The organism is Streptomyces poonensis, assembly GCF_014650915.1.
GTDB lineage: Bacteria > Actinomycetota > Actinomycetes > Streptomycetales > Streptomycetaceae > Streptomyces > Streptomyces poonensis.
In genome coordinates this window covers 302,628-325,325 of sequence record NZ_BMVW01000006.1, presented here as the reverse complement: position 1 = coordinate 325,325, position 22,698 = coordinate 302,628, and the positions used below count along the sequence as shown (strand labels likewise).

The 22,698-nt window shown below is 71.2% G+C and carries 23 protein-coding genes; 8 read left to right on the top strand and 15 right to left on the bottom strand.

The window, feature by feature from the left end:
• The first annotated feature begins 51 nt into the window (after positions 1-51).
• The 5 genes from folP (at position 52) to IE242_RS18340 (ending at position 3,259) form a co-directional block, all read left to right on the top strand.
• The gene (gene folP / locus IE242_RS18360; RefSeq protein WP_189860509.1) at positions 52-918 is read left to right on the top strand and encodes a dihydropteroate synthase; all 867 of its coding nucleotides are present in this window, start codon (positions 52-54) and stop codon (positions 916-918) included.
• Complete coding sequence (locus IE242_RS18355; RefSeq protein WP_189860507.1) at positions 915-1,418, top strand: nuclear transport factor 2 family protein; 504 nt, start codon at positions 915-917, stop codon at positions 1,416-1,418. The genes folP and IE242_RS18355 overlap by 4 nt, the downstream gene beginning before the upstream one ends.
• Positions 1,419-1,730: 312 nt before the next feature.
• Positions 1,731-2,090 carry a dihydroneopterin aldolase gene (gene folB, locus IE242_RS18350; RefSeq protein WP_189860505.1) on the top strand — a complete coding sequence of 120 codons (360 nt, stop codon included), beginning with the start codon at positions 1,731-1,733 and terminating at the stop codon, positions 2,088-2,090.
• Positions 2,087-2,698 (top strand): 2-amino-4-hydroxy-6-hydroxymethyldihydropteridine diphosphokinase, encoded by a 612-nt coding sequence (gene folK, locus IE242_RS18345; protein WP_189860503.1) that lies wholly within the window; start codon positions 2,087-2,089, stop codon positions 2,696-2,698. Before folB ends, folK begins: the two co-directional genes overlap by 4 nt.
• Before the next feature lie 72 nt (positions 2,699-2,770).
• Positions 2,771-3,259 (top strand): DUF3180 domain-containing protein, encoded by a 489-nt coding sequence (locus tag IE242_RS18340; protein WP_189860501.1) that lies wholly within the window; start codon positions 2,771-2,773, stop codon positions 3,257-3,259.
• A gap of 105 nt (positions 3,260-3,364) precedes the next feature.
• Here the strand turns inward: IE242_RS18340 and folE are convergent, their stop codons facing one another.
• The 6 genes from folE to dacB form a co-directional block, all read right to left on the bottom strand.
• Complete coding sequence (folE, locus tag IE242_RS18335) at positions 3,365-3,970, bottom strand: GTP cyclohydrolase I FolE (RefSeq protein ID WP_189860499.1); 606 nt, start codon at positions 3,968-3,970, stop codon at positions 3,365-3,367.
• A 145-nt stretch (positions 3,971-4,115) separates the two neighbouring features.
• The gene (gene ftsH, locus IE242_RS18330; RefSeq protein ID WP_189860497.1) at positions 4,116-6,152 is read right to left on the bottom strand and encodes an ATP-dependent zinc metalloprotease FtsH; all 2,037 of its coding nucleotides are present in this window, start codon (positions 6,150-6,152) and stop codon (positions 4,116-4,118) included.
• Between the two features lie 212 nt (positions 6,153-6,364).
• Complete coding sequence (hpt, locus tag IE242_RS18325) at positions 6,365-6,925, bottom strand: hypoxanthine phosphoribosyltransferase (protein ID WP_189860491.1); 561 nt, start codon at positions 6,923-6,925, stop codon at positions 6,365-6,367.
• Between the two features lie 82 nt (positions 6,926-7,007).
• Complete coding sequence (gene tilS, locus IE242_RS18320; protein ID WP_189860489.1) at positions 7,008-8,213, bottom strand: tRNA lysidine(34) synthetase TilS; 1,206 nt, start codon at positions 8,211-8,213, stop codon at positions 7,008-7,010.
• 216 nt (positions 8,214-8,429) lie between these two features.
• Positions 8,430-9,554, bottom strand: a complete 1,125-nt coding sequence (locus tag IE242_RS18315; RefSeq protein WP_189860483.1) for an Rv3626c family coenzyme F420 biosynthesis-associated protein — start codon at positions 9,552-9,554, stop codon at positions 8,430-8,432.
• Positions 9,555-9,672: 118 nt separating this feature from the next.
• A complete protein-coding gene (gene dacB / locus IE242_RS18310) occupies positions 9,673-11,226 on the bottom strand; it encodes a D-alanyl-D-alanine carboxypeptidase/D-alanyl-D-alanine endopeptidase (RefSeq protein WP_189860481.1) in 1,554 nt (517 codons plus the stop codon).
• A 79-nt stretch (positions 11,227-11,305) separates the two neighbouring features.
• Here dacB and IE242_RS18305 point away from each other — a divergent pair, with 79 nt between their 5' ends.
• Both IE242_RS18305 and IE242_RS18300 read left to right on the top strand, forming a co-directional pair.
• Entirely contained in the window at positions 11,306-11,797 is a 492-nt protein-coding gene (locus IE242_RS18305) for an inorganic diphosphatase (protein WP_189860472.1), read from the top strand.
• Positions 11,798-11,940: 143 nt separating this feature from the next.
• Positions 11,941-13,638, top strand: a complete 1,698-nt coding sequence (locus tag IE242_RS18300; protein WP_189860471.1) for a threonine/serine exporter family protein — start codon at positions 11,941-11,943, stop codon at positions 13,636-13,638.
• 37 nt (positions 13,639-13,675) lie between these two features.
• Here the strand turns inward: IE242_RS18300 and IE242_RS18295 are convergent, their stop codons facing one another.
• The 6 genes from IE242_RS18295 to IE242_RS18270 all read right to left on the bottom strand — a co-directional run bounded on the left by IE242_RS18295 (position 13,676) and on the right by IE242_RS18270 (position 19,606).
• Positions 13,676-14,794, bottom strand: coding sequence for a DedA family protein (locus IE242_RS18295; protein ID WP_189860469.1), 1,119 nt, complete (start codon positions 14,792-14,794; stop codon positions 13,676-13,678).
• Positions 14,795-15,004: 210 nt separating this feature from the next.
• Positions 15,005-15,766, bottom strand: a complete 762-nt coding sequence (locus IE242_RS18290; protein WP_189860467.1) for a MerR family transcriptional regulator — start codon at positions 15,764-15,766, stop codon at positions 15,005-15,007.
• 79 nt (positions 15,767-15,845) lie between these two features.
• On the bottom strand, positions 15,846-16,487 hold the full coding sequence (locus IE242_RS18285) for a PadR family transcriptional regulator (protein WP_189860465.1): 642 nt from the start codon (positions 16,485-16,487) through the stop codon (positions 15,846-15,848).
• A gap of 37 nt (positions 16,488-16,524) precedes the next feature.
• Entirely contained in the window at positions 16,525-17,073 is a 549-nt protein-coding gene (locus IE242_RS18280; RefSeq protein ID WP_189860463.1) for a DinB family protein, read from the bottom strand.
• A 117-nt stretch (positions 17,074-17,190) separates the two neighbouring features.
• Positions 17,191-18,651: an aldehyde dehydrogenase family protein gene (locus tag IE242_RS18275; RefSeq protein ID WP_189860462.1), complete on the bottom strand. Its 1,461-nt coding sequence runs from the start codon at positions 18,649-18,651 to the stop codon at positions 17,191-17,193.
• 118 nt (positions 18,652-18,769) lie between these two features.
• Entirely contained in the window at positions 18,770-19,606 is an 837-nt protein-coding gene (locus tag IE242_RS18270) for a Sco1979 family transcriptional regulator (protein WP_506417247.1), read from the bottom strand.
• Between the two features lie 343 nt (positions 19,607-19,949).
• Here IE242_RS18270 and IE242_RS18265 point away from each other — a divergent pair, with 343 nt between their 5' ends.
• Entirely contained in the window at positions 19,950-20,495 is a 546-nt protein-coding gene (locus IE242_RS18265) for an ATP-binding protein (protein ID WP_229859076.1), read from the top strand.
• Between the two features lie 88 nt (positions 20,496-20,583).
• Here IE242_RS18265 and IE242_RS18260 read toward each other — a convergent pair whose 3' ends face one another.
• From IE242_RS18260 to IE242_RS18250, 3 genes are all read right to left on the bottom strand, one after another.
• Positions 20,584-20,856 (bottom strand): DUF397 domain-containing protein, encoded by a 273-nt coding sequence (locus IE242_RS18260; RefSeq protein WP_189860456.1) that lies wholly within the window; start codon positions 20,854-20,856, stop codon positions 20,584-20,586.
• A gap of 322 nt (positions 20,857-21,178) precedes the next feature.
• Complete coding sequence (gene rpsR, locus IE242_RS18255) at positions 21,179-21,418, bottom strand: 30S ribosomal protein S18 (protein ID WP_189860455.1); 240 nt, start codon at positions 21,416-21,418, stop codon at positions 21,179-21,181.
• 1 nt (position 21,419) lies between these two features.
• Positions 21,420-22,697, bottom strand: coding sequence for a GTP-binding protein (locus IE242_RS18250; protein ID WP_229859074.1), 1,278 nt, complete (start codon positions 22,695-22,697; stop codon positions 21,420-21,422).
• Position 22,698 lies beyond the last annotated feature (1 nt).

Below are 22,698 nucleotides of genomic sequence, written 5' to 3'. Positions count from 1 at the left end.
ACAAACCGGTGCGGGCGGACCGGCCCGGCCCCCGGGGCCTACGCTGGACACATGAGCAAGCAGAACCAGCGCACCCACGTGGCGGGGCTGCCCGTATGGGACCGCTGCGCGGTCATGGGCGTCGTCAACGTCACGCCGGACTCGTTCTCCGACGGCGGCCGCTGGTTCGACACCACCGTCGCGATCAAGCACGGTCTCGACCTCGTCGCCGAAGGCGCCGACCTGGTGGACGTCGGCGGCGAGTCCACCCGCCCCGGCGCCACCCGCGTCGACGAGGCGGAGGAACTGCGCCGCGTCGTGCCCGTCGTCCGCGGTCTCGCCTCCGAGGGCGTCGTCGTCTCCGTCGACACCATGCGCGCCTCCGTCGCCGAGCAGGCCCTCGCCGCCGGTGCCGCCCTCGTCAACGACGTCAGCGGCGGTCTCGCCGACCCCGCGATGATCCCCGCCGTCGCCGCCGCGGGCGCCCCCTTCGTCGTCATGCACTGGCGCGGCCTCCTGGAGGGCGGCAACGTCAAGGGCGTGTACGAGGACGTCGTCTCGGAGGTGGTCGACGAACTGCACGCGCGCGTGGAGGCCGTTCTGGAGGGCGGCATAGCCCCCGACCGCGTCATCGTCGACCCCGGGCTCGGCTTCTCCAAGGACGCCGAACACGACCTCGCCCTCCTCGCCCGCCTCGACCGCCTGCACGGGCTCGGCCACCCCCTGCTCGTCGCCGCCTCGCGCAAACGGTTCCTCGGCCGCGTCCTGGCCGGCCCCGAGGGCACCGTGCCCCCCGCGCGCGAGCGCGACGCCGCCACGGCCGCCGTCTCCGCGCTCGCCGCCCACGAGGGCGCCTGGGCGGTCCGCGTCCACGAGGTACGGGCCACCGCCGACGCCGTACGCGTGGCACGGGCCGTAGAAGGAGCCCGGGAGCGGTGAGCACGCCCCACATCGACGTCGAGCAGGTGGAACTCGCCAACACGGCCTACTACGACGCGATCGAGCGCGGTGACTTCGAAACCCTCACCTCGCTCTGGCTGACCCCCTCAGACGTGGGCGTCGACGAGCAGTACCACGACCCGGCGGACACCGGTGTGATCTCCTGCGTCCACCCCGGCTGGCCGGTCCTCACCGGCCGGGGCGAGGTCCTGCGGTCGTACGCCCTGATCATGGCGAACACCGACTACATCCAGTTCTTCCTCACGGACGTCCATGTGTCCGTCACCGGCGACACCGCCCTCGTGACCTGCACCGAGAACATCCTCAGCGGCGGACCGGCCCCCGAGGGCGCAGGGGAGCCGGGCCCGCTCGTCGGCCAGCTGGTCGTCGCCACGAACGTCTTCCGGCGCACCTCCGACGGCTGGAAGCTGTGGTCGCACCACGCCTCCCCGGTCCTGGCCGAGACCGACGGCGACGAGGGCGACGACACACCCGCTTGAGGACGGCACGTCCACACCCCGGAAGTGGCCAGGATCACGGCCCCGGCGAACGGAGCGGGAACGGACCGGCCGGTGACCGGGCGGGACGGGCTTCCGGCCCGCCGTGCCGCCGTGTTCCCCCGCGGAAACGCCCGGTGAACCTTGCCCCTCACGGGCAGGTCGGACCCCCTCATGGGCAAGCACTGTCGGTGCCCGCAGGTAGATTCGGTGGGGCCGGGTACCGACGGCATACCGGCGGCATCCGGTACCCGTCCGCCGGAACCGGAACCGGCACCCGGAAAACACCGCCCGACGATTGCAGGAGTGATTCGCGTGGATCGTGTCGCGCTGCGCGGCCTGAGGGCCCGCGGGCACCACGGCGTGTTCCAGAAGGAACGCGAAGAGGGCCAGACCTTCATCGTGGACCTGACCCTCGGCCTGGACACCCGACCGGCCGCGGCCGACGACGACCTGGCGAAAACCGTGCACTACGGCATCGTGGCGGAAGAGGTCGTCGCCGTCGTCGAGGGCGACCCCGTCGACCTCATCGAGACGCTCGCCGAGCGCATCGCCCAGGTCTGCCTGAAGCACGAGGGGGTCCAGGAGGTCGAGGTCTGCGTCCACAAGCCGCAGGCGCCGATCACGGTCCCCTTCGACGACGTGACCGTCACCATCACCCGGAGCCGAGCATGACCGCGTCCTTCACCGAGGGTCCCAGCGACCCGACCGTCCAGCCGGTGCCCGCCTCGGTCGTCGAGAAGGTGGACGCCGCCGACAGCACCCTGCACAACCCCCAGCGCGCCGTCCTCTCCCTGGGCGCCAACCTCGGCAACCGCCTGGAGACCCTCCAGGGCGCCGTCGACGCCCTGGAGGACACCCCCGGCGTACGGATCAAGGCGGTCTCCCCGGTGTACGAGACCGAGCCCTGGGGCGTCGAGCCGGGCAGCCAGCCCTCGTACTTCAACGCGGTCGTCCTGCTGAAGACGACCCTCCCGCCCGACTCGCTGCTGGAGCGCGCCCACGCGGTGGAGGAGGCCTTCCACCGCGTACGGGACGAGCGGTGGGGAGCGCGCACGATCGACGTCGACATCGTCTCCTACGCCGACCTGATCTCCGACGACCCCGTCCTCACGCTGCCCCACCCGCGCGCCCACGAGCGCGCCTTCGTCCTCGCGCCCTGGCTCGACGTGGACCCCGAGGCCCAGCTGCCCGGCCGCGGCGCGGTCGCCGAGCTCCTCGCCGATGTCACCCGGACCGGTGTCACGCCCCGCGCCGACCTGGAACTCCGGCTGCCCGAGTAGTCGTTAAGGTCTACCGAACACGCAAACATCCGGCGCCCCGACGACGCTGACACCGACCGACGAAGGGACATCGTGAGAGAGCTGCGCATCAGGACGCTGGCAGCGGTGTTCGTGGTGGCCGGAGTGCTGTCCTGGGCCGGAGCCCGCCTGTGGAACGCCATGGGCACGCTGCCCCGCGTCCCGCTGGCCGCGCCCATCGTGCTCGCCCTGATCGCCGTCGTCCTGCTCGCCACGGCGCTCTCGCTGCGCTCCCGGCTGAAAGCCCAGCGCGAGCGCCGCCCGGGCGCCCAGGGCGTCGATCCGATGCTCGCGGCCCGCGCGGTCGTCTTCGGCCAGGCCAGCGCCCTGGTCGCGGCCCTGGTGGCCGGGATGTACGGCGGCGCGGGTGTCTTCCTCCTGGAGTCCCTGGAGATCCCCGCCCGCCGCGACCAGGCGATCTACGCCGGCTTCTCCGTCCTCGCGGGCATCGCCGTCATAGCGGCCGCCCTCTTCCTGGAGCGCGTCTGCAAGCTCCCGGAGGACGACGACACCAATGGCGACGGCACGGTCCGGGCCGCCTAGCAGCCGCTCAGAACGGCAACCGGGGCTGTCAGGCGCATCGCACGCCCGGCAGCCCCGGCCTCGTTCGTCATCGGGCCGTCATCGCTCAGCGGGCCGCGAGAGGGCTCAGCGAGCCATGATCAGGCTCATCGCCTCGTTCCGCGTGGCCACGTCCCGCAGCTGCCCACGCACGGCGGACGTGAGCGTCTTCGCCCCGGGCTTGCGGATGCCGCGCATCGACATGCACATGTGCTCGCACTCCACCACCACGATCACTCCGCGCGGCTCCAGGATCTCCATCAGGGAGTCGGCGATCTGCGTGGTGAGGCGCTCCTGCACCTGGGGCCGCCGGGCGTACACGTCCACCAGCCGGGCCAGCTTGGACAGGCCGGTGATCTTCCCCGAGGTGGAGGGGATGTAGCCGACGTGGGCGACGCCCCGGAACGGGACCAGGTGATGCTCACAGGTACTGAAGACCTCGATGTCCTTGACGAGCACCATCTCGTCGTGCCCGAGGTCGAACGTCGTCGTCAGCACGTCCTCCGGCTTCTGCCACAGCCCGGCGAATATCTCGCGGTACGCCCGGGCGACCCTCCCCGGCGTCTCCCTCAGGCCCTCCCGGTCCGGGTCCTCCCCGACTGCGATCAGCAGCTCCCGTACGGCGTTCTCGGCGCGCTTCTCGTCGAACTCGCCGATCGTTCCTTCGCCGTCCAGCGTCACGGGGTCGGTCATCTGGTGCCTCAATCCTGTGCCTTCCGACGCGTACGGATCACGCGTCTGATGAGCGCGCATACGAAAGATGCCGCGCCCCCCAGGCTAGAACCTGGGGGGCGCGGCAATCATTCCGGGCCTGGTGGGGGCTCCGGTGAGGGACGGGTCAGCTCTCCCGGCGGTCCTCCGGGGCGGGCTCCGTCGAGGAGACGGACTCCGCGGTACCGGCGGTACCGGTGATCGCCGGCGTCGCGCCGTTCACGCCGTTCGTCAGGGCGAGCTCCTTGGGGGAGAGCACCGGCGGACGGGTGGACGGGGTGCGGCGGGACGAACCGGTCCAGGCCGGCCGCGGCGGGCGCTTGACGATCGGGGCGAAGATCTCGGCGATCTCCTCCTTGCCGAGCGTCTCCCGCTCCAGCAGGGCGAGGACGAGGTTGTCGAGGACGTCCCGGTTCTCGACGAGGATCTCCCACGCTTCGTTGTGGGCGGTCTCGATGAGCTTCTTGACCTCTTCGTCGACGAGCGCGGCGACCTCTTCCGAGTAGTCGCGCTGGTGCGCCATCTCCCGGCCGAGGAACGGCTCGGTGTTGTCGCCGCCGAACTTGATCGCACCGAGACGCTCGGTCATGCCGTACTGCGTGACCATCGCGCGGGCGGTGGCCGTGGCCTTCTCGATGTCGTTCGCGGCACCCGTGGTCGGGTCGTGGAAGACGAGCTCCTCGGCCGCGCGGCCGCCCAGCATGTAGGCCAGCTGGTCCAGCATCTCGTTGCGCGTCGTGGAGTACTTGTCCTCGTCCGGGAGGACCATCGTGTAGCCGAGGGCGCGGCCGCGGGACAGGATGGTGATCTTGTGGACCGGGTCGGAGTTCGGCGAGGCCGCCGCGACCAGGGCGTGACCGCCCTCGTGGTACGCGGTGATCTTCTTTTCCTTGTCCGACATGATCCGGGTGCGCTTCTGGGGGCCGGCGACCACGCGGTCGATGGCCTCGTCGAGCATCTGGTTGTCGATCAGCTTCTTGTCGCTGCGGGCCGTGAGCAGCGCCGCCTCGTTCAGCACGTTCGACAGGTCGGCGCCCGTGAAGCCCGGGGTACGGCGGGCGACCGCGGACAGGTCGACGTCCGGGGCGACCGGCTTGCCCTTCTGGTGGACCTTGAGGATCTCCAGACGGCCCTGCATGTCGGGGCGGTCGACGGCGATCTGGCGGTCGAAGCGGCCGGGGCGCAGGAGGGCCGGGTCGAGGATGTCGGGCCGGTTGGTGGCGGCGATGAGGATGACGCCGCCCTTGACGTCGAAGCCGTCCATCTCGACGAGCAGCTGGTTCAGGGTCTGCTCGCGCTCGTCGTGACCACCGCCGAGGCCGGCGCCGCGGTGGCGGCCGACCGCGTCGATCTCGTCGACGAAGACGATCGCCGGAGCGTTGGCCTTGGCCTGCTCGAACAGGTCACGGACACGTGAGGCACCGACACCGACGAACATCTCGACGAAGTCGGAACCGGAGATCGAGTAGAACGGGACGCCGGCCTCGCCCGCGACGGCGCGCGCGAGCAGGGTCTTGCCGGTGCCGGGCGGGCCGTACAGCAGCACACCCTTGGGGATCTTGGCGCCGACGGCCTGGAACTTGGCGGGCTCCTGGAGGAACTCCTTGATCTCGTGGAGCTCCTCGACGGCCTCGTCCGAACCGGCGACGTCGGCGAACGTCGTCTTCGGGGTGTCCTTGGTGATGAGCTTCGCCTTGGACTTTCCGAAGTTCATGACGCGGGAGCCGCCGCCCTGCATCTGGTTCATCAGGAACAGGAAGACGACCACGATGAGGACGAAGGGCAGCAGCGAGAGCAGGATCCCGACGATGGGGTTCTGCTTCGACGGCGAGACCGTGTAGCCGTCCTCGATCTGCTTGTTCTGGAACTTCTCCTGCAGCGTGGTGGCCAGGGCCACGCCCTGGTTGTCGATGTAGCTCGCCTGGATCTTCGAGCTGCCCTCGACCTTCTCGCCGTCCTTGAGCTCGACCTTGATGATCTGTTCGTCGCCGGTGGTGATCTTGGCCGACTTGGCCTTGTCCTCATTGATCGCCTGGACGACCTGGCCGGTGTCCACCGTCTTGTAGCCGCCGGACGAGCCGACGACCTGCATCAACACGACCACGGCAAGGACGGCCAGCACGATCCACATGACCGGCCCACGGAAGTATCGCTTCACGTCCATCCATACGGAGCGGTGCCGCCCCGTCCCTCCTGCCATAGTGAGTTTGATAAAGGCTGTTCTTCGGACGGTACCCCAGCATTGTCACCCGAAGCCGCGTGGGACGGCTGACAATCCCGCCTCTGCATGCTCCAACGGCGCGAAACGCGCTGGGGTTCCCGACCGTCTTGGGGGCCTTGGGCCACAAGGGACCCGGGGCCTCGACGAGGAGGCGTTCAGCCGCCGTACACGTGGGGCGCGAGCGTACCGACGAACGGGAGGTTGCGGTACTTCTCGGCGTAGTCGAGGCCGTATCCCACGACAAATTCGTTGGGAATGTCGAATCCGACCCATTCCACGTCGATCGCCACCTTGGCCGCCTCCGGCTTGCGCAGCAGCGTGCACACCTTGAGGGAGGCGGGCTCACGGGAGCCGAGGTTGGAGATCAGCCAGGACAGGGTCAGGCCGGAGTCGATGATGTCCTCGACGATCAGGACGTGCTTGCCCTTGATGTCGGTGTCGAGGTCCTTGAGGATCCGTACGACGCCGGAGGACTGCGTGCCCGCGCCGTAGGAGGAGACGGCCATCCAGTCCATGGTGAGGGGGGTGGACAGCGCCCGGGCGAGGTCGGCCATGACCATCACGGCGCCCTTGAGGACACCGACGATGAGCAGGTCCTTGCCCGCGTACTCCGCGTCGATCTTCGCGGCCAGCTCGGCCAGCTTCGCGTCGATCTCTTCCTTGGTGATGAGCACCTTCTCGAGGTCGGCACCCATGTCTTTCGCGTCCACCCGCATCACTTTCGGTCGTCCCGCACGTACGGCTGACCGGCGCGCCCCGCGAGGGGGGCTGCCGGGCGCCTCCCGCAGGGGGCGACTGTCAGCCTTGCCGAATCACCAGTCTGCCACCCTGCCGCTGGGCGACGACCTTGCCGGGCAGGTTGATGGCCCCCTGACCGCGCCAGCCGGTGATCAGCCGGTCGACCTCCTCGATGTGCCGGGCGAAGAGCGAGCCCGCCGGGGCGCCGGCCTCGATGGCGGCGCGGCGCAGGACTCGGCGGCGCACGGCGGGGGGCAGCGCGTACAGCTTGGCGCACTCCAGGAGACCCGCCGCGTCCCGTACGGAGTCCGCCGCCTGGCGGGCCCAGGCGTCGAGGGCGTCGGCGTCGTCACGGGACAGCTGGGCGGTGCGGGCGAGGGCCTCGACGACGCCCTTGCCGAGTGCCTTCTCCAGGGCGGGCAGGCCCTCGTGGCGCAGCCGGGAGCGGGTGTAGGCCGGATCGGTGTTGTGGGGGTCGTCCCAGACGGGCAGGGACTGGACCAGGCAGGCCTTGCGGGCGGTCTGCCGGTCGAGCTGGAGGAAGGGCCGCCGGTAACGGCCGCCGGCCCCCGAGACCGCGGCCATGCCGGACAGGGAGCGGATGCCGGAGCCGCGGGCGAGGCCGAGCAGGACCGTCTCGGCCTGGTCGTCGCGGGTGTGGCCGAGCAGGATCGCGGCGGCGCCGTGCCGTTCGGCGGCGGCGTCGAGGGCGGCGTACCGGGCGTCACGCGCGGCGGCCTCGGGCCCCACCCGCCGCCCGCCGCCACCGGTGTACGGGGCGCCGTGCGCCGTCCGGTCCGATGCGGGGCCGACGGTCACGGCGACGGCGTCGACGGGACCGAGGCCGAGGGCGCGCAGGCGCTCGGCGACCTCGTCGGCGCGGACGTCGGAGCCGGGCTGGAGGCCGTGGTCGACGGTGATGCCGCCGGCCCGGACGCCGAGCCGCGGGGCCTCGAAGGCGAGGGCGGAGGCGAGGGCCATGGAGTCGGCGCCGCCGGAGCAGGCCACGAGGACGAGCGGCGGGGCGGGGGGCGTCTCGCCGCCGGGGCGCGGCCGGGAATCCGCGGCGGGCGCGTACGGGGCGGTGAGAGCGGACTGTGGCACGCCGACGGGCGTGGGCTGCCACCGGGCGCCCTGGGGAGAGGGCAGGGACGGGACGGGGGCGCGGGAGCCGCCGTCGGAGGCGTGCGGGAGTTCGGTGAGGATGTCGTGCAGGACGCGGCGGACCGCCAGGCGTATCGCCGCGACCGCAGGATGGGGACCCATGGTCCGGTTCCCTTCACATGGAAAGAGTCGAGGGGTGACCCCGAGATCGGTCACTCAGAGTACGTAGATGGTGACAGAGACGGGCTGTTCCCCGAGCATTGCACGGCTCCCCATGGCTCACGCTCCCTCGGACGGGTGATTGAAGGGGCGCGCGCCTGCCGTCGGACGAACCGGCTTCACCACCGACGAGCCGGTTTCACCACCGCTCGGCCGTGTTCACGCCTCCGACTTCCGGTGCACCCGCGCGACCCAGTCCGCCGGTTTGGCGATCTCCGCCTTGGTGGGGAGGGTGTTGGGCGAGGTCCACACGCGGTTGAAGCCGTCCATCCCGACCTGGTCGACGACGGCCCGTACGAACCGCTCGCCGTCCCGGTACTGCCGGAGCTTGGCGTCCAGGCCGAGCAGTTTGCGCAGGGCGAGATCGAGCCGCGACGCCCCGCGCGCGCGGCGCTGCTGGAACTTCTCGCGGATCTCGCCGACGGAGGGCACCACGGCCGGTCCCACGCCGTCCATCACGAAGTCGGCGTGGCCCTCCAGGAGGGACATGACGGCGGTGAGCCGGCCGAGGATCTCCCGCTGGGCGGGCGTCTGCACCAGGTCCACGAGGGACCGCCCGTCGTCGTCCTCCTCGCCTTCAGGGCGGCCGCCGACGAGGGCCTGGGCGGCCTCCCGGACGCGTTCCAGGACGGTCATGGGGTCGACGTCGGTCTCCCCGAGGAACGACTGGATCTCCCCTTCCAGGTGATCGCGCAGCCAGGGCACCGCGGTGAACTGCGTGCGGTGCGTCTCCTCGTGCAGGCAGACCCAGAGGCGGAAGTCGTGGGGGTCGACGTCGAGTTCGCGCTCGACGTGGACGATGTTCGGCGCGACGAGCAGCAGCCGTCCGCCGCCGTTGCTGCCCGCGGGAAGCTCGCGGGTGGCCGGGGCGAAGGTCTCGTACTGGCCGAGGACGCGCGAGGCGAGGAACGACAGCAGCATGCCCAGCTCCACACCGGTCACCTTGCCGCCGACGGCGCCGAGGACCGCACCGCCGGGAGAGCTGCCGCGACGTTCCTGCATCTTGTCCAGCAGCGGTTTCAGGATCTCCCGGAACCCGGCGACGTTCGCCCGGACCCAGCCCGGGCGGTCGACGACGAGCACGGGGGTGTCGTCCGCCTCCTCGGGCCCCATCCGGGTGAAGCCCCGGACGTGCGCCTCCGACGCCTTGGCGTGCCGGCGCAGCTCCGCGACGACGGCCCTGGCCTCGTCGCGGCTCACCTCGGGGCCCGGCCGTACGAGCCGGGTCGCGGTCGCCACCGCGAGGTTCCAGTCGACCATCTCCGCACCACCGATGCTCGTCATGCGTCAACGGTACGGGAGCGCCGCCGCTTGGGGCAGGCCGTACGGGGGGCCGGGGTGCCGCCTTCCGCACGGCCGCGTGAGGCGTGGTGCCCAGGGGCGGCGAGGGCACAGCGAGGGCTCACCGCCCGCGGCAGCCGCAGCCCGCCAGCGTGGAGGCCGCTCGGTCCAGGGTCTCCTGAGCGGCTGCCGGGTCCGTCGTCCCGGTGGTCAGGAACGCGAAGGCCAGCAGGCGGCCGTCCGCGTCGACGACCGTGCCCGCCAGGGAGTTCACCCCGGTCAGGGTGCCCGTCTTGGCGCGGACGAGGCCGGTGCCGGACGCCTCGCCGGCGTACCGGTCGCGGAGCGTGCCCGTGAAGCCGGCGATCGGCAGGCCCGTCAGTATCGGGCGGAGTTCGGGGCGGTCCGGTGCGGCCGCCTCGGCGAGGAGCGCGGTCAGGAGGCCCGCCGTGAGCCGGTCGTCGCGGCTCAGTCCGCTGCCGTCGGCGAACCGGACGCCCTTCAGCGGGAAGCCGAGCCTCTTCAGCTCGGCGCGGATCGCGGAGCCCGCGCCCTCGAAGCTGGCCGGCGCGCCGGAGGCGAGGGCGGTCTGGCGGGCCAGGGCCTCGGCGATGTCGTTGTCACTGTTGGTCAGCATGCGTTCGACCAGAACGGACAGGGGCGGGGACGAGACGGAGCCCAGCGTCCTGGCGCCCTTCTTCGCCTTCGCCGGGTCGAGGCTCTTCGTCGTGATGCCCCGGTCCTCCAGGAGCTCCTCGAACCGGCGAGCCGCGTCCTTGGCCGGGTCGGTGCCGCGGTCCGCCGGTCCGCTGGACGAGTCGTCCAGGCGGGCCTCGTCGACCATGAGGGCGGTGACCGGGGCGAGGTTGGTGTTGGGGCCGATGGAGTGCAGGACCGGCCCCTTGTAGAGGGACGTGTCGTAGGTGAGCGCGACCTCGTCCAGGTGGCGTTCCTTCAGCGCGGCGGCCGTCTCGTCGGCGAGGTCGCGCAGGCTCGCGTACCCCTCCACGTCCTTGCGCGCGGTCAGGGTGGGGTCGCCGCCGCCGACGAGGACGACCTCCTCGGAGCCGGGCTGGAGGACGGTCCGCGTCTCGATGCGGTGGTCGGCGCCGGCCGCGGAGAGCACGGCGGTGGCCGTGGCGATCTTCGTGGTGGACGCCGGGGTCAGGGCGTCGTCGCCCTTGCCGTACAGGGTCCTACCGGTCGCGACGTCGACGACCGCGGCCGTACGGTCGGAGCCCAGCGCGTCGCCGTCCAGCAGGGGATCCAGGGCCTTCGCGAGGGCCTGCTCGCCTGGCGCGCGTCCCGTCCCGCCGAGACCGGCCAGCACGGCAGGGGCGCTCGGGGCGGGCGCGGGCGCCCCCTGAGCGGCACCGGACGCGGCACCGGTGTCCCGCCCGTGATCTGTGCCACCCTCCCGAACCTGTGCTGCGGCCCACTCCCGCTCCGCCGTACGCTGACCGGAGGAGTCCCAAGGACCGGCCGAGACCGCCGCTCCGGCCGCCACCACCAGGCCGAAGCCGGCCGCGGAGGCGATGAGCCGGCGCGTCGTGAGCCTCGGGGAGCGTGTGGCCACGGCCCGCGTGACGTGCACGACGCGTGCTTGCACGGCGCGCGCGGCCCGCACCACATGCGGCCCCGCGGCCCGCCAGACCCTCGGCTCCGGCACGACCACCAGCCCCTTTCGCGATCACACACCTGCGTGAGGGACACTTAATCACCAGAACTATGTGCTGATCATGAAGGAGCCACCGGTGGAGTTCGACGTCACGATCGAGATTCCGAAGGGTTCGCGGAACAAGTACGAGGTGGACCACGAGACCGGTCGTATCCGCCTGGACCGTCGACTCTTCACCTCGACCAGCTACCCGGCCGACTACGGCTTCGTCGAGAACACGCTCGGCGAGGACGGCGACCCGCTGGACGCGCTGGTCCTCCTGGAGGAGCCGACGTTCCCCGGCTGCCTCATCAAGTGCCGCGCGATCGGCATGTTCCGGATGACCGACGAGGCCGGCGGCGACGACAAGCTGCTGTGCGTGCCGGCGTCCGACCCGCGCGTGGAGCACCTGCGGGACATCCACCACGTCTCCGAGTTCGACCGTCTGGAGATCCAGCACTTCTTCGAGGTCTACAAGGACCTGGAGCCCGGCAAGTCCGTCGAGGGCGCCAACTGGGTGGGCCGCAGCGAGGCCGAGGCCGAGATCGAGCGGTCGTACAAGCGTCTCAAGGAGCAGGGCGGTCACTGAGACCTCGTCCCTGTGTGGCCGACGGGCCGCGTGACCCCTCGTGGGGTGACGCGGCCCGTTCGCGCTCCAGTGCGCATACTGGGGCGTATTGGAGGTAGGTGGCCGGAGGACGGTGCCGGGAGGTACGTGGTCGGGAGCAGCGGGTGACGAAGGCAGCGCAGACGGAGGACCGTAAGCCGCGGTCGGACGAGGCGACGAGCGCCTTCGCCCGTCCGGACATCGACGGGGAGTCGTCCACGACATCCGAGTTCGCGATCCCCGACGGTCTCGACGTGCCGAGGACGGGTACGGAGTCCGAGGCCACGTCGGAGTTCGCCGTACCGGAAGGCCTGGATCCGCCGCAGTCGCCCGCCGCCGAGGGCGAGCGGTCGGCGTTCAGCACGCCGAGCACGTACGGCGCCCGGGACGCGCCCGGCTTCACTCCTCCGGGCGGCATATCCGCGGTCAGCCTGACCAAGGACGCCCCCTGGCAGGACCGGATGCGCACGATGCTGCGCATGCCGGTGGCCGAGCGGCCGGCGCCGGAGCGGGCGCAGCGGGCGGAGGAGGGCGGTCCGGCCGTCCCCCGCGTGCTCGACCTGACGCTGCGTATCGGTGAGCTGCTGCTCGCGGGCGGTGAGAACGCCGAGGACGTGGAGGCGGCGATGTTCGCCGTGTGCCGCTCCTACGGCCTCGACCGCTGCGAGCCCAACGTCACTTTCACGCTGCTGTCGATCACCCACCAGCCGTCCCTGGTGGAGGATCCCGTGTCGGCGTCACGGACGGTGCGCCGGCGAGGCACCGACTACACGCGTCTGGCGGCCGTCTACCGGCTCGTGGACGACCTGAGCGACCCGGACACACAGCTCTCCCTGGAGGAGGCCTACGGGCGCCTGGCGGAGATCCGCCGCAACCGCCACCCCTACCCCGGCTGGGCGCTGACCGGCGCCGCCGGGCTGCTCGCGGGCGCGGCCTCCGTCCTCGTCGGCGGTGGCCCGACGGTGTTCGTGGCGGCCGCGCTGGGCGCGATGCTCGGCGACCGGCTGGCCTGGCTCGCCGCCGGGCGCGGGCTGCCGGAGTTCTACCAGTTCGCGGTGGCCGCGATGCCCCCGGCCGCGCTCGGGGTGGCGCTGACGCTGGCGGACGTGGACGTGAAGGCGTCCGCGGTGATCACCGGTGGGCTGTTCGCGCTGCTGCCCGGGCGGGCGCTGGTGGCGGGGGTGCAGGACGGGCTGACCGGCTTCTACATCACCGCGTCGGCCCGGCTGCTGGAGGTCATGTACCTGATCGTCGGCATCGTCGTGGGCGTGCTGCTGATCCTGTACTTCGGCGTCAAGCTGGGCGCCGAGCTCAGCCCGGACGCGGCGCTCGGCAGCTCCGACCGGCCGCTGCCGCAGATCGCCGCGTCGATGCTGCTGTCGCTGGCCTTCGCGGTACTGCTCCAGCAGGAACGTTCCACCGTGCTCGCGGTGACGCTCAACGGGGGCGTGGCCTGGTCGGTGTACGGCGCGATGCACTACGCGGCCGGCTTCTCGCCGGTCGCGTCCACGGCCGTCGCGGCGGGTCTGGTGGGCCTGTTCGGGCAGCTGATGTCCCGCTACCGGTTCGCGTCGGCGCTGCCGTACACGACCGCGGCGATCGGCCCGCTGCTCCCCGGTTCGGCGACGTATTTCGGGCTGCTCGCGTTCGCCCAGAACGACGCCGACGCGGGGCTGGCCAGCCTCACGAGGGCCGTCGCGCTCGCCATGGCCATCGCGATCGGGGTGAACCTGGGATCGGAGATCTCCCGGCTGTTCCTGCGGGTGCCGGGGGCCGCGAGCGCGGCGGGGCGGCGGGCCGCGAAGCGCACGCGCGGCTTCTGAGCGGCCGCGCCCCGGAAGGGGGGAGGCCGGCCCGTCGTCAGTTCTGCGGGTGTCCCTGACCCTGGCCGTACGGGTAACCCTGGCCCTGACCCTGGGGGTACTGCGGGTGGCCGTAGCCCTGGGAGTCGTCGTACGGCTGGGGGTGCTGCTGCGGGTACTGCTGGGGCTGCTGCTGCGGATAGGGCTGGTTGCCGTAGCTCTGGTTCTGGCCGCCGTAGGGCTGGCCCTGCTGGCCGTAGCCCTGATCCTGGCTCCCGTGGCCCTGGCCCTGGCCCTGGTGGCCGTACTGCTGGCCCTGGTGGCCGTACTGCTGGTTCTGGTGGCCGTACTGCTGGTTCTGGTGGCCGTACTGCTGACCCTGGTTCCCGTAGCCCTGATTCCCGTAGCCCTGGTTCTGGTTGCCGTACGGCTGCTGCCCGCTCTGCTGGGCCGACGGGATGCGACGGAGCTGGGCCGTCGCGTCGTCCATGACGGGAGGTGCCGCCGGGGCGGGGGACACGGGAGACGCGGCGGGCGCCGGAGGCTGCGGCTGGTTCTTCTTCTGCCTGCGGGCCTTCCAGAACTCCAGGATGATCGGGACCACCGAGATGAACACGATCAGGATCAGCATCGCCTCGATGTTGTCGCGGACGAACGCGATGCTGCCGAGCCAGGAGCCGAGCAGGGTGACGCCCGCGCCCCACAGGATGCCGCCGATGATGTTGAAGGTCAGGAACGAGCGGTACCGCATCCCGCTGACGCCCGCGATGATCGGCGTGAACGTGCGCACGATGGGCACGAAGCGGGCGAGGATCAGCGACTTGGGGCCGTGCTTCTCGAAGAACTCGTGCGCCTTGGTGACGTTCTCCTGCTTGAACAGGCGGGAGTCGGGGCGCTTGAACAGCGAGGGGCCCACCTTCTTGCCGAACATGTAGCCCGCCTGGTCGCCGAGGATCGCGGCGAGGCAGATCAGCACGATGGCCAGCCAGAGCGGGAAGTCCAGCGTCTTCGAGGTGATCAGCATGCCCGCGGTGAACAGCAGCGAGTCACCGGGCAGGAAGAAGCCGATGAGCAGGCCGGACTCGGCGAACACGATCGCGAGCAGGCCCCAGATGCCGAACGTGTCGAGCAGGTAGTTCGGATCCAACCAGCTTGGTCCGAGGGCAAGCGTCGTCACGTTCCGGGCTCCTGTGGGGATGTCGGGATGAGGAGAGGAGATGAGGCGGTGCGGCGTACGGCTGACCAAAGCTATCAACGGCAGCCGATCCCGCCAGGTTCCACCGTCCCTCCCAGCATGCACTGTGCCCCGGCTGAGCCGCACCTGTGGGCATGTGTAAGGGGCGCCCTCAAGGAAGAGCGCCCCTTACCGACTTGAATCCCCGCGGTGTCAGCCCGCGTGCCGGGCCGCGTTGGCGACGATCGCGTCCCGCAGGTACCGGCCGAGGCCCGGGCGGATCCTGTCGTACGTCTCCGTGAACCGCGGGTCGGTGACGTACAGCTCACTGATCTTGGCCTGAAGCTCGTGCGTGCAGTCGTAGTACGAGCGCTGGATGAAGCGGAGGTGCTCCTCCGCCGCGTCCATGGCCGCCTCCGAGCCGGCGTCGGCCCCGGAATCCATCAGCTCGGCCACGCGCGCGTGGAGCGCGTCGAGCTCCTCGTTGACGCGCTTCCAGTCCTCCTTGGTGTAGGAGGCCGTACGGCGCTGCGACTCCTTGTAGGCGTCCGTGTGCCCCCAGCGCTCCCGCACCTCGTCCTCGTACTGCGCGGGGTCGTGGTCCCCGAACACCTCGAACCTTTCCTCCGGCGTGAGGTTGATACCCATCCTGCGTGCCTCCATGGCGTGCTCCACGGCCGCCGCCATCTGCTGCAGCTTCTCGATCCGGGCGGTCAGCAGTTCGTGCTGGCGGCGCAGATGCGCGCGCGGGTCCGCGTCCGGGTCGTCGAGCAGGGCCGCGACCTCGTCGAGCGGGAAGCCGAGCTCCCGGTAGAACAGGATCTGCTGCAGCCGGTCGAGGTCGGCGTCCGCGTAGCGCCGGTGGCCGGCGTGCGTGCGCTCGCTCGGCACCAGCAGCCCGATCTCGTCGTAGTGGTGCAGTGCGCGCACCGTCACCCCGGCGAAACCGGCGACCTGTCCCACGGAGTAGCTCATGGCGTCCGCTCCCTTCTCGGTACGCACCTCAGGCTGAGCCCTCACGCGGCGTGAGGTGCAAGCGCCCGCGCCACCGGACTCAGCGGTCGTCCCCCGGGTGCCGCTCCCCCGTCGCGTACGGGTTCGCCTCCCCCGCGGAGAGGACGCCGACGAACGGCTCCCCCTCGCCCGCGAAGGTGTACGTGCCGGACTCGATGCGCTCGATGAGGCCGCGGGTCCACTCCGCCTCGCCGTCGGACGCGTGGACCCACATGTGCATGATCTCGCCGATATGACCGATCGACTCGGGGCCCGCCTCCGGCGTGTAGTACTCGGTGGCGGACGTGCGCCACTCCGCCAGCCTGCGCAGCCGCTCCCGCAGCAGCCGCACCACCTCGTCCCGCTCCAGCTCGACCATGAAGCCGATCGCCGCGGACAGTGTGTCGATGTGCCGGTCCCGCTCGACGAGGGCCTCGCGCAGCAGCGAGAAGTACTCCCGGTCGCCCGCCTCCGTGATCTCGTACTCGGTGCGGGGCGGGCCGCCGGCCGTGGAGGGCGCGATCTCGTGGGCGTGCAGCAGTCCCTGCTTCGCCATCTGCTTGAGGGCGTGGTAGATCGAGCCGGGCTTGGCGTTGGACCACTCGTGCGCGCCCCAGTACTCCAGGTCGTTGCGCACCTGGTAGCCATGGGCCCGCCCGTGCTGGCGCACCGCGCCGAGCACGAGGAGACGGATCGCTGACATGGGGCCAGCGTAGGGCGCGCGGGCCCGGCCCCCGGGCTCAGCCCCAGGAGCTGCCCTGCTCCTTCGCCACCAGTTCGAAGGCGGTGGCACCGTCCAGGGACTCGCGGACGATGTCGGCGTGGCCGGCGTGCCGGGCGGTCTCGCGGATCAGGTGCAGGGCCAGCCAGCGCATCGAGACGTCCTTTGCCCCCTGGAACCAGGGCTGGTCCGGCAGCGCGAAGGTGTCGTCGAGGCTGGGCACCGAGCGGAGGAACGCCTCCGTCTCGGCGGCGACCTCTTCGTAGTACGCGAGCTGGGACTCGACGGTCTCGTCGCCGGCCAGCCGGAAGCACTCGTGCCAGTTCGACTCGTCCCGGTGCACGGCCGGCTCCTCGCCCTTGGCGCGGGCCACCCAGGACTGCTCGACCTCCGCGCAGTGCTTGAGCAGCCCGGCCGGCGACAGCTCGCTGGCCGAGGGCGTGCTCGTGGCCTGCTCCGCCGTCAGCCCGAGCAGCGCCCGGCGGACGCCGCCGCGCTGCTCGGCGAGGAAGGCGAGCAGCGCTCCGCGCTCGTCGACGCATGCTTCCGCGGGAACGTGAGTGACCATGATCGGCCGCCTTTCATCGGGTCCTGGGAGTTCTGGGAGGGCTCTCCCTGACACCGATGAAGCTACGGGCCATTGCGGTCAGGTCCTGTCCGCAATGGCCCAGGGGTTCCGGGCCCGTCAGAACGGGAACGCGCTCCGCCCGTGCTGCACCGAGATCCACTTCTGTGTGGTGAAGGCCTCGACCGTCGACTCGCCGTTCAGCCGGCCCAGCCCGGAGGACTTCTCGCCGCCGAAGGGGACGATCGGCTCGTCGTGCACGGTGCCGTCGTTCACGTGGAACATGCCGGTGTCGATCCGCTTGGCGAACCGCACGCCGCGCTCGACGTCCGCCGTGTGGACGGCGCCGCTCAGCCCGTACGGGGTGTCGTTGACGATCCGTACGGCCTCCTCCTCGCCGTCGAAGGGGACCAGGAAGGCGACCGGGCCGAAGACCTCCTGCCGGAGGAGGGCGGAGTCGGTGGGCAGCCCCGTCAGGACGGACGGCCCGACCAGGTTCTCCGTCGCCGTGCCGCGCACGAGCGCCGTGGCGCCCTCGGCGATCGCCTGCTCGACGGCGCCGGTCACCGCCTCCGCCTGGGAGGAGTTGATGACCGGGCCGATGACCGTCTGCGGGTCGCGTGGGTCACCGACCTTGAGGGTCTTCACCTTGGCGACGAACTTCTCGGTGAACTCCGCCTCCACGGAGCGGTCGACGAGGACGCGGTTCGCGGCCATGCAGACCTGGCCCTGGTGGACGTACCGGCTGAAGACCGCCGCGTCCACCGCGTAGTCGATGTCGGCGTCGTCGAGCACCACCAGCGCGCTGCTGCCGCCGAGTTCGAGGATCGACCGCTTGAAGTGGGCGGCGCAGACGGTGGCGACGTGCCGGCCGACCTGGTCGGAGCCGGTGAAGGAGATGACCTTGGGTATGGGGTGCTCGATGAACGCGTCGCCGATCTCCGCGATGTCGGTGATCAGGACGTTGAGCAGCCCGGCCGGGAGGCCCGCGTCCTCGAAGATCTTCGCGACCAGGGCGCCGCCGGTGATCGGGGTGTTCTGGTGCGGCTTGAGGACCACGCCGTTGCCGAGGGCCAGGGCGGGCGCCACGGACTTCAGCGACAGCAGGAACGGGAAGTTGAACGGGCTGATGACGCCCACCACGCCGACGGGCACCCGGTAGAGCCGGTTCTCCTTGCCGTCGATCGGCGAGGGGATGATCCGGCCCTCGGGGCGCAGGGCCAGGTGGACCGACTCGCGCAGGAACTCCTTGGCGAGGTGCAGCTCGAAGGCGGCCTTCGTGTGGGTGCCGCCGAGCTCGGCGATGATCACCTCGGTGATCTCCCGCTCACGCTCCTCGACGAGCCGGAGGGCTCTCTCGAAGACGGCCCGCCGGGTGTACGCGTTGGTCTCCGCCCAGGCCCGCTGGGCGTCGCGCGCCGCACAGTACGCCGCGTCCACCTCGTCGGCCGTGGCTATGGTGATCGACGCCAGCTTCTCGCCGTCGTACGGGTTGAAGTCGATGATGTCCCACGACCCCGAGCCCGGGCGCCACTCGCCGCCGATGTACTGCTGAGCCAGGTCGGTGAAGTACGACGACATGTGATCCCTCAATCCCTCGCGGCCTAGGCGGATGCCCGTTCACACCGTGGCGTGATCACACGTCATCGTACGTGTGGCACAAGGGAGTTGTGAGGTTGTTTGTGGACACTGTGACAGCTCAGGAGAGCTGGATCAGGCCCCTGAGCAGGTCGCGGCTCTCCTCCGGGGACGGGCTGTCCTTCTGGAGCTGCCGCATCGCCCGCTCGTACTGGGTGACGTCCTCGCGCTTGTCCAGATACAGCGCGCTGGTGAGCTGCTCCAGGTACACGACGTCGGACAGGTCGGACTCGGCGAAGCTCAGCACGGTGAAGGAGCCGCTCTCGCCGGAGTGCCCGCCGAAGCCGAACGGCATCACCTGCAGCCGTACGTTCGGCCGCTCCGATATGTCGATGAGGTGCTGGAGCTGCCCCCGCATCACCTCACGGCTGCCGTACGGGCGGCGCAGCGCGGCCTCGTCGAGGACGCAGTGGAACTGCGGGGCAGCCTCGGAGACCAGGTACTTCTGCCGTTCCAGGCGCAGGGCCACGCGCCGGTCGATGTCGGCCTCGCCGGCGTTCGGCATGCCGTTGGAGATGACCGCGTGCGCGTACGCCTCGGTCTGCAGCAGGCCGTGCACGAACTGGACCTCGTACGAGCGGATGAGGTGGGCCGCGCCCTCCAGGCCGACGTAGGTGGGGAACCAGCTGGGCAGGACGTCGCTGTAACTGTGCCACCAGCCCGCGACGTTGGCCTCCTTCGCCAGCGAGAGCAGCGACGTGCGCTCCTTCTCGTCCGTCACGCCGTACAGCGTCAGCAGGTCCTCCACGTCGCGCGCCTTGAAGCTCACCCGGCCCAGCTCCATGCGGCTGATCTTCGACTCCGACGCACGGATCGAGTAGCCGGCCTTCTCGCGCGTGATCCCCTGTCCCTCGCGCAACCGCCTGAGATGCGAGCCCAGCAGCATCCGCCTCACCACCGACCCGCTCGATTCACCGGCGCCCACGGTCCGTCAGCCTCCCCAAGGTCTTCAGGGGCCGCAGTCTGCCACTAACCACTCCGATCCGCACATGCGCGGTTACAGAAACGGAAAGTCTCAGAACCGAGGACACAGGAAAAGATCAGGCGGGACACAACATGTAGGCAGAAGGCGGCAGAAAAAATCATCGGCAAGGGGTACTCCGTGCACCATACCGGGCGCGTGCACGTGCATCTGCCCTTGCATCTGCCTTACTCATCGGAAACCATGGTCTTGCGCCACCGCTGCATCGTCACGACCGCGGACCCCGGGAGTGCCTCGCATGGGAACGAACGGATCGACCATGCTCGAACCCTTACGGCAGGGACTCCCCCCACTCGACCCCGCGGCCGCGTCACGGACGGCGTCCTGCGCACTCCCCTCCCGGTACGAAGCGGTGCGCGAGGCCCGGCAGTTCACCCGCGGCACGCTCGACCAATGGGATCTGGGCGACCGGTTCGACGAGATCTGTCTCGTCGTCTCCGAGCTGGTCACCAACGCGCTGCGACACGGTCTGCCCGGGGCGTCCTCCCGCTTCCCCGCCCAGCACCCGCATGTGCGGCTGCACTTGATGCGCTGGACCGAGCGGCTGGTGTGCGCGGTGCGCGACCCCAGCCACGACAGCCCGGTCGCGCACGGCTCGGAGGACTTCTCGGAGGACTTCTCCGCGGAGTCGGGGCGCGGCCTGTTCCTGGTCGGGTCCTTCGCCGACAGCTGGGGCTGGCACCCGCTGGCCGGGACCCTCAACGGCAAGGTGGTCTGGGCCATGTTCCGGCTGGGCCCGGAGCCGGCGGCCTCGGCGGTTCCGGCGGGCCAGGCGGTCCCCTCGGCTCCCGCGGCGCCTCAGTGACGTACCGCGGCGCTCTTCCGCGTCGCGGTTCTACGCGTGTCACACCACCGGGACCGGCCGACCGTCCCCGTGACGGCGGGCGCCGGCGTCAACCGCCCGCGACCAGATGGTCGAACTCGCCGTCCTTGACGCCGAGGAGCATGGCCTCGATCTCCGCGCGCGTGTAGACGAGCGCGGGCCCGTCGGGAAAGCGCGAGTTGCGCACGGCCACATCACCGCCCGGCAGGCGCGCGAACTCCACACAGGATCCCTGCGAGTTGCTGTGGCGGCTCTTCTGCCAGGCCACGCTGTGGCGCTCCGTCAGCTCTGTCGCCGCCATGCCGTTGTACACGTCGTCCACGCCGTACACGTCGTGGTCCACAGGTCGCTCCCCGGGTGGTGCAGTGGCTGAAGAGGCCATAGATGCAATAGTCAACTGCCTCGGATCATAGCCGCGTTCACGTGCCCATGCATGAGCCGATGCACGTACAGATGCACGTGCACGCCGGGTGGTTCCGCGATTACAGCCTTTACGGTCGCATGGTTGCCCCGCGCACTGTAGAGACGTAGGACATTCCGTTTGCGTTCACTCTCCCCGAGGTGACATTCCTGGTCACGGACACCGCGAGGCCCCGGAGAGCCGGGCAGCTGCTCTCCGGGGCCAGGGTGAGGAATGTGACTGGGCGCGCGGTGCGACGGGGTGACTAGCGGGGTGCGGCGGAGTACGGCAGAAGGGCCATCTCACGGGCGTTCTTGATCGCCCGGGCGAGGAGTCTCTGCTGCTGAGCGGATACGCGGGTGACGCGGCGGCTGCGGATCTTGCCCCGGTCGGAGATGAACTTCCGCAGCAGAGCGGCGTCCTTGTAGTCGATGTACGTGACTCCCGCCACGTCCAACGGATTTGGCCGGTTCTTGGCAGGCCGGCGGTCGGTACCGCGGGACAAATCAGACCTCCAGGAAGGTGTCGAAGGGACGCGGGAGGCGCGACCAGGCCTCGCGCCCGGCGGCGTACTCGGCGTCGGTGAGCAGGCAGTAGTCCAGCAGCCGGGTGAGTCCGTCCCGGTCCAGCGCGGGCGAGGTGAACACCAGGTGCTGGCAGCGGTCCCCGTGCTCCGGATGCCAGTCGAGCGCGGCGGCGGCCCGGCGCACCGGCGGGACCAGCTCCCAGGCCGCGTCCGGCAGCGAGGCGAGCCAGGGCCCGGCCGCCTCCACACACAGGGCGCCGCCGGCCGCGTCCCAGTGCAGCAGCGTGTCCGGCCGGTCGGCGAGCCAGAACCGCCCCCGGCTGCGTGCCGCCGCGCAGGTCAGGTCCTCCAGCGCCGCGTACAGCCGCTCGGGGTGGAAGGGCCGCCGCCCGTGCCAGACGAGCGTGGCGACCCCGCACTCGTCGGCCTCCACGGGCAGCAGCGCGCACGCCGGGTGCTGGGCGGCGGCCGCGGCCTCGATGTCGAAGCCGGCGAAGGCCGCTTCGAGGAGGGGGGAGCGTGGCGCCTCGGGCCCGGCCGCGGCGCCGGCACCCGCGTCAGTCGCGGCGTCGACCGCGGGGGTCGTCTCCCGTGCCGGGGCTTCGGGGGCGCTCTGCGCTGACGGTGCCGGGGCGCCCGCCGGGTTCCCCGGGTGGCCGCTCCCGATGGGAACCCGGCGGGCCGTCGGGTGGAGCTGGGCCAGCAGGGCGCGGTCCTCGTCGTCGGCCTCCGGGGAGTCGGCGACGGCGAGGACGGGCGCGTACTCCAGCTGCCGGGCGAACGTGTCGGCGACCGTGCGCTGGTCGGTGGCCGCGGCCGCGAGTCCGCGCTCGGCCAGGTCGTCGCCGTTGGCGAGGTACGGCAGCACCAGCGCGGGGTCGACCGCGGTGATCACCGAGCTGACCGTCAGTCCGCTCGCCGCCACCACCTCGGCCATCGCCTTCGGCTCGACCGAGTCCCACAGCTCGACGACGGCGAGCCGGGTGAGCCCGCCGGCCGCGAGCCGCTCCAGCTCGGGGACCAGGTCCTCGCGCAGCGCACAGCACGCGCAGTCGTTGACCAGCGGGGTCTCGCCCGTGTCCGTCACCCCGGTGCGGTCCCGGACCGTACGCCGGACCGTACCGCCGACCGCGGTCGACAGGTCGTGGTGCAGGGCGACGCTGCCCGGGGCCTCGGCCAGCAGCCGCTCGACGGCGGCCCGGCGGGCGTCGGCGTGCAGCCCGCCGACGATCACGACGGAGAGCTCGTCGGCACTCACC

Coding starts and splice junctions, on each gene's coding strand:
- folP (WP_189860509.1), top strand. CDS start 52: ATGAGCAAGCAGAACCAGCGCACCCACGTGGCGGGGCTGCCCGTATGG.
- folK (WP_189860503.1), top strand. CDS start 2,087: ATGACCGCGTCCTTCACCGAGGGTCCCAGCGACCCGACCGTCCAGCCG.
- folE (WP_189860499.1), bottom strand. CDS start 3,970: ATGACCGACCCCGTGACGCTGGACGGCGAAGGAACGATCGGCGAGTTC.
- ftsH (WP_189860497.1), bottom strand. CDS start 6,152: ATGGACGTGAAGCGATACTTCCGTGGGCCGGTCATGTGGATCGTGCTG.
- hpt (WP_189860491.1), bottom strand. CDS start 6,925: ATGCGGGTGGACGCGAAAGACATGGGTGCCGACCTCGAGAAGGTGCTC.
- tilS (WP_189860489.1), bottom strand. CDS start 8,213: ATGGGTCCCCATCCTGCGGTCGCGGCGATACGCCTGGCGGTCCGCCGC.
- IE242_RS18315 (WP_189860483.1), bottom strand. CDS start 9,554: ATGACGAGCATCGGTGGTGCGGAGATGGTCGACTGGAACCTCGCGGTG.
- IE242_RS18290 (WP_189860467.1), bottom strand. CDS start 15,766: ATGAGCTACTCCGTGGGACAGGTCGCCGGTTTCGCCGGGGTGACGGTG.
- IE242_RS18285 (WP_189860465.1), bottom strand. CDS start 16,487: ATGTCAGCGATCCGTCTCCTCGTGCTCGGCGCGGTGCGCCAGCACGGG.
- IE242_RS18280 (WP_189860463.1), bottom strand. CDS start 17,073: ATGGTCACTCACGTTCCCGCGGAAGCATGCGTCGACGAGCGCGGAGCG.
- IE242_RS18275 (WP_189860462.1), bottom strand. CDS start 18,651: ATGTCGTCGTACTTCACCGACCTGGCTCAGCAGTACATCGGCGGCGAG.
- IE242_RS18265 (WP_229859076.1), top strand. CDS start 19,950: ATGCTCGAACCCTTACGGCAGGGACTCCCCCCACTCGACCCCGCGGCC.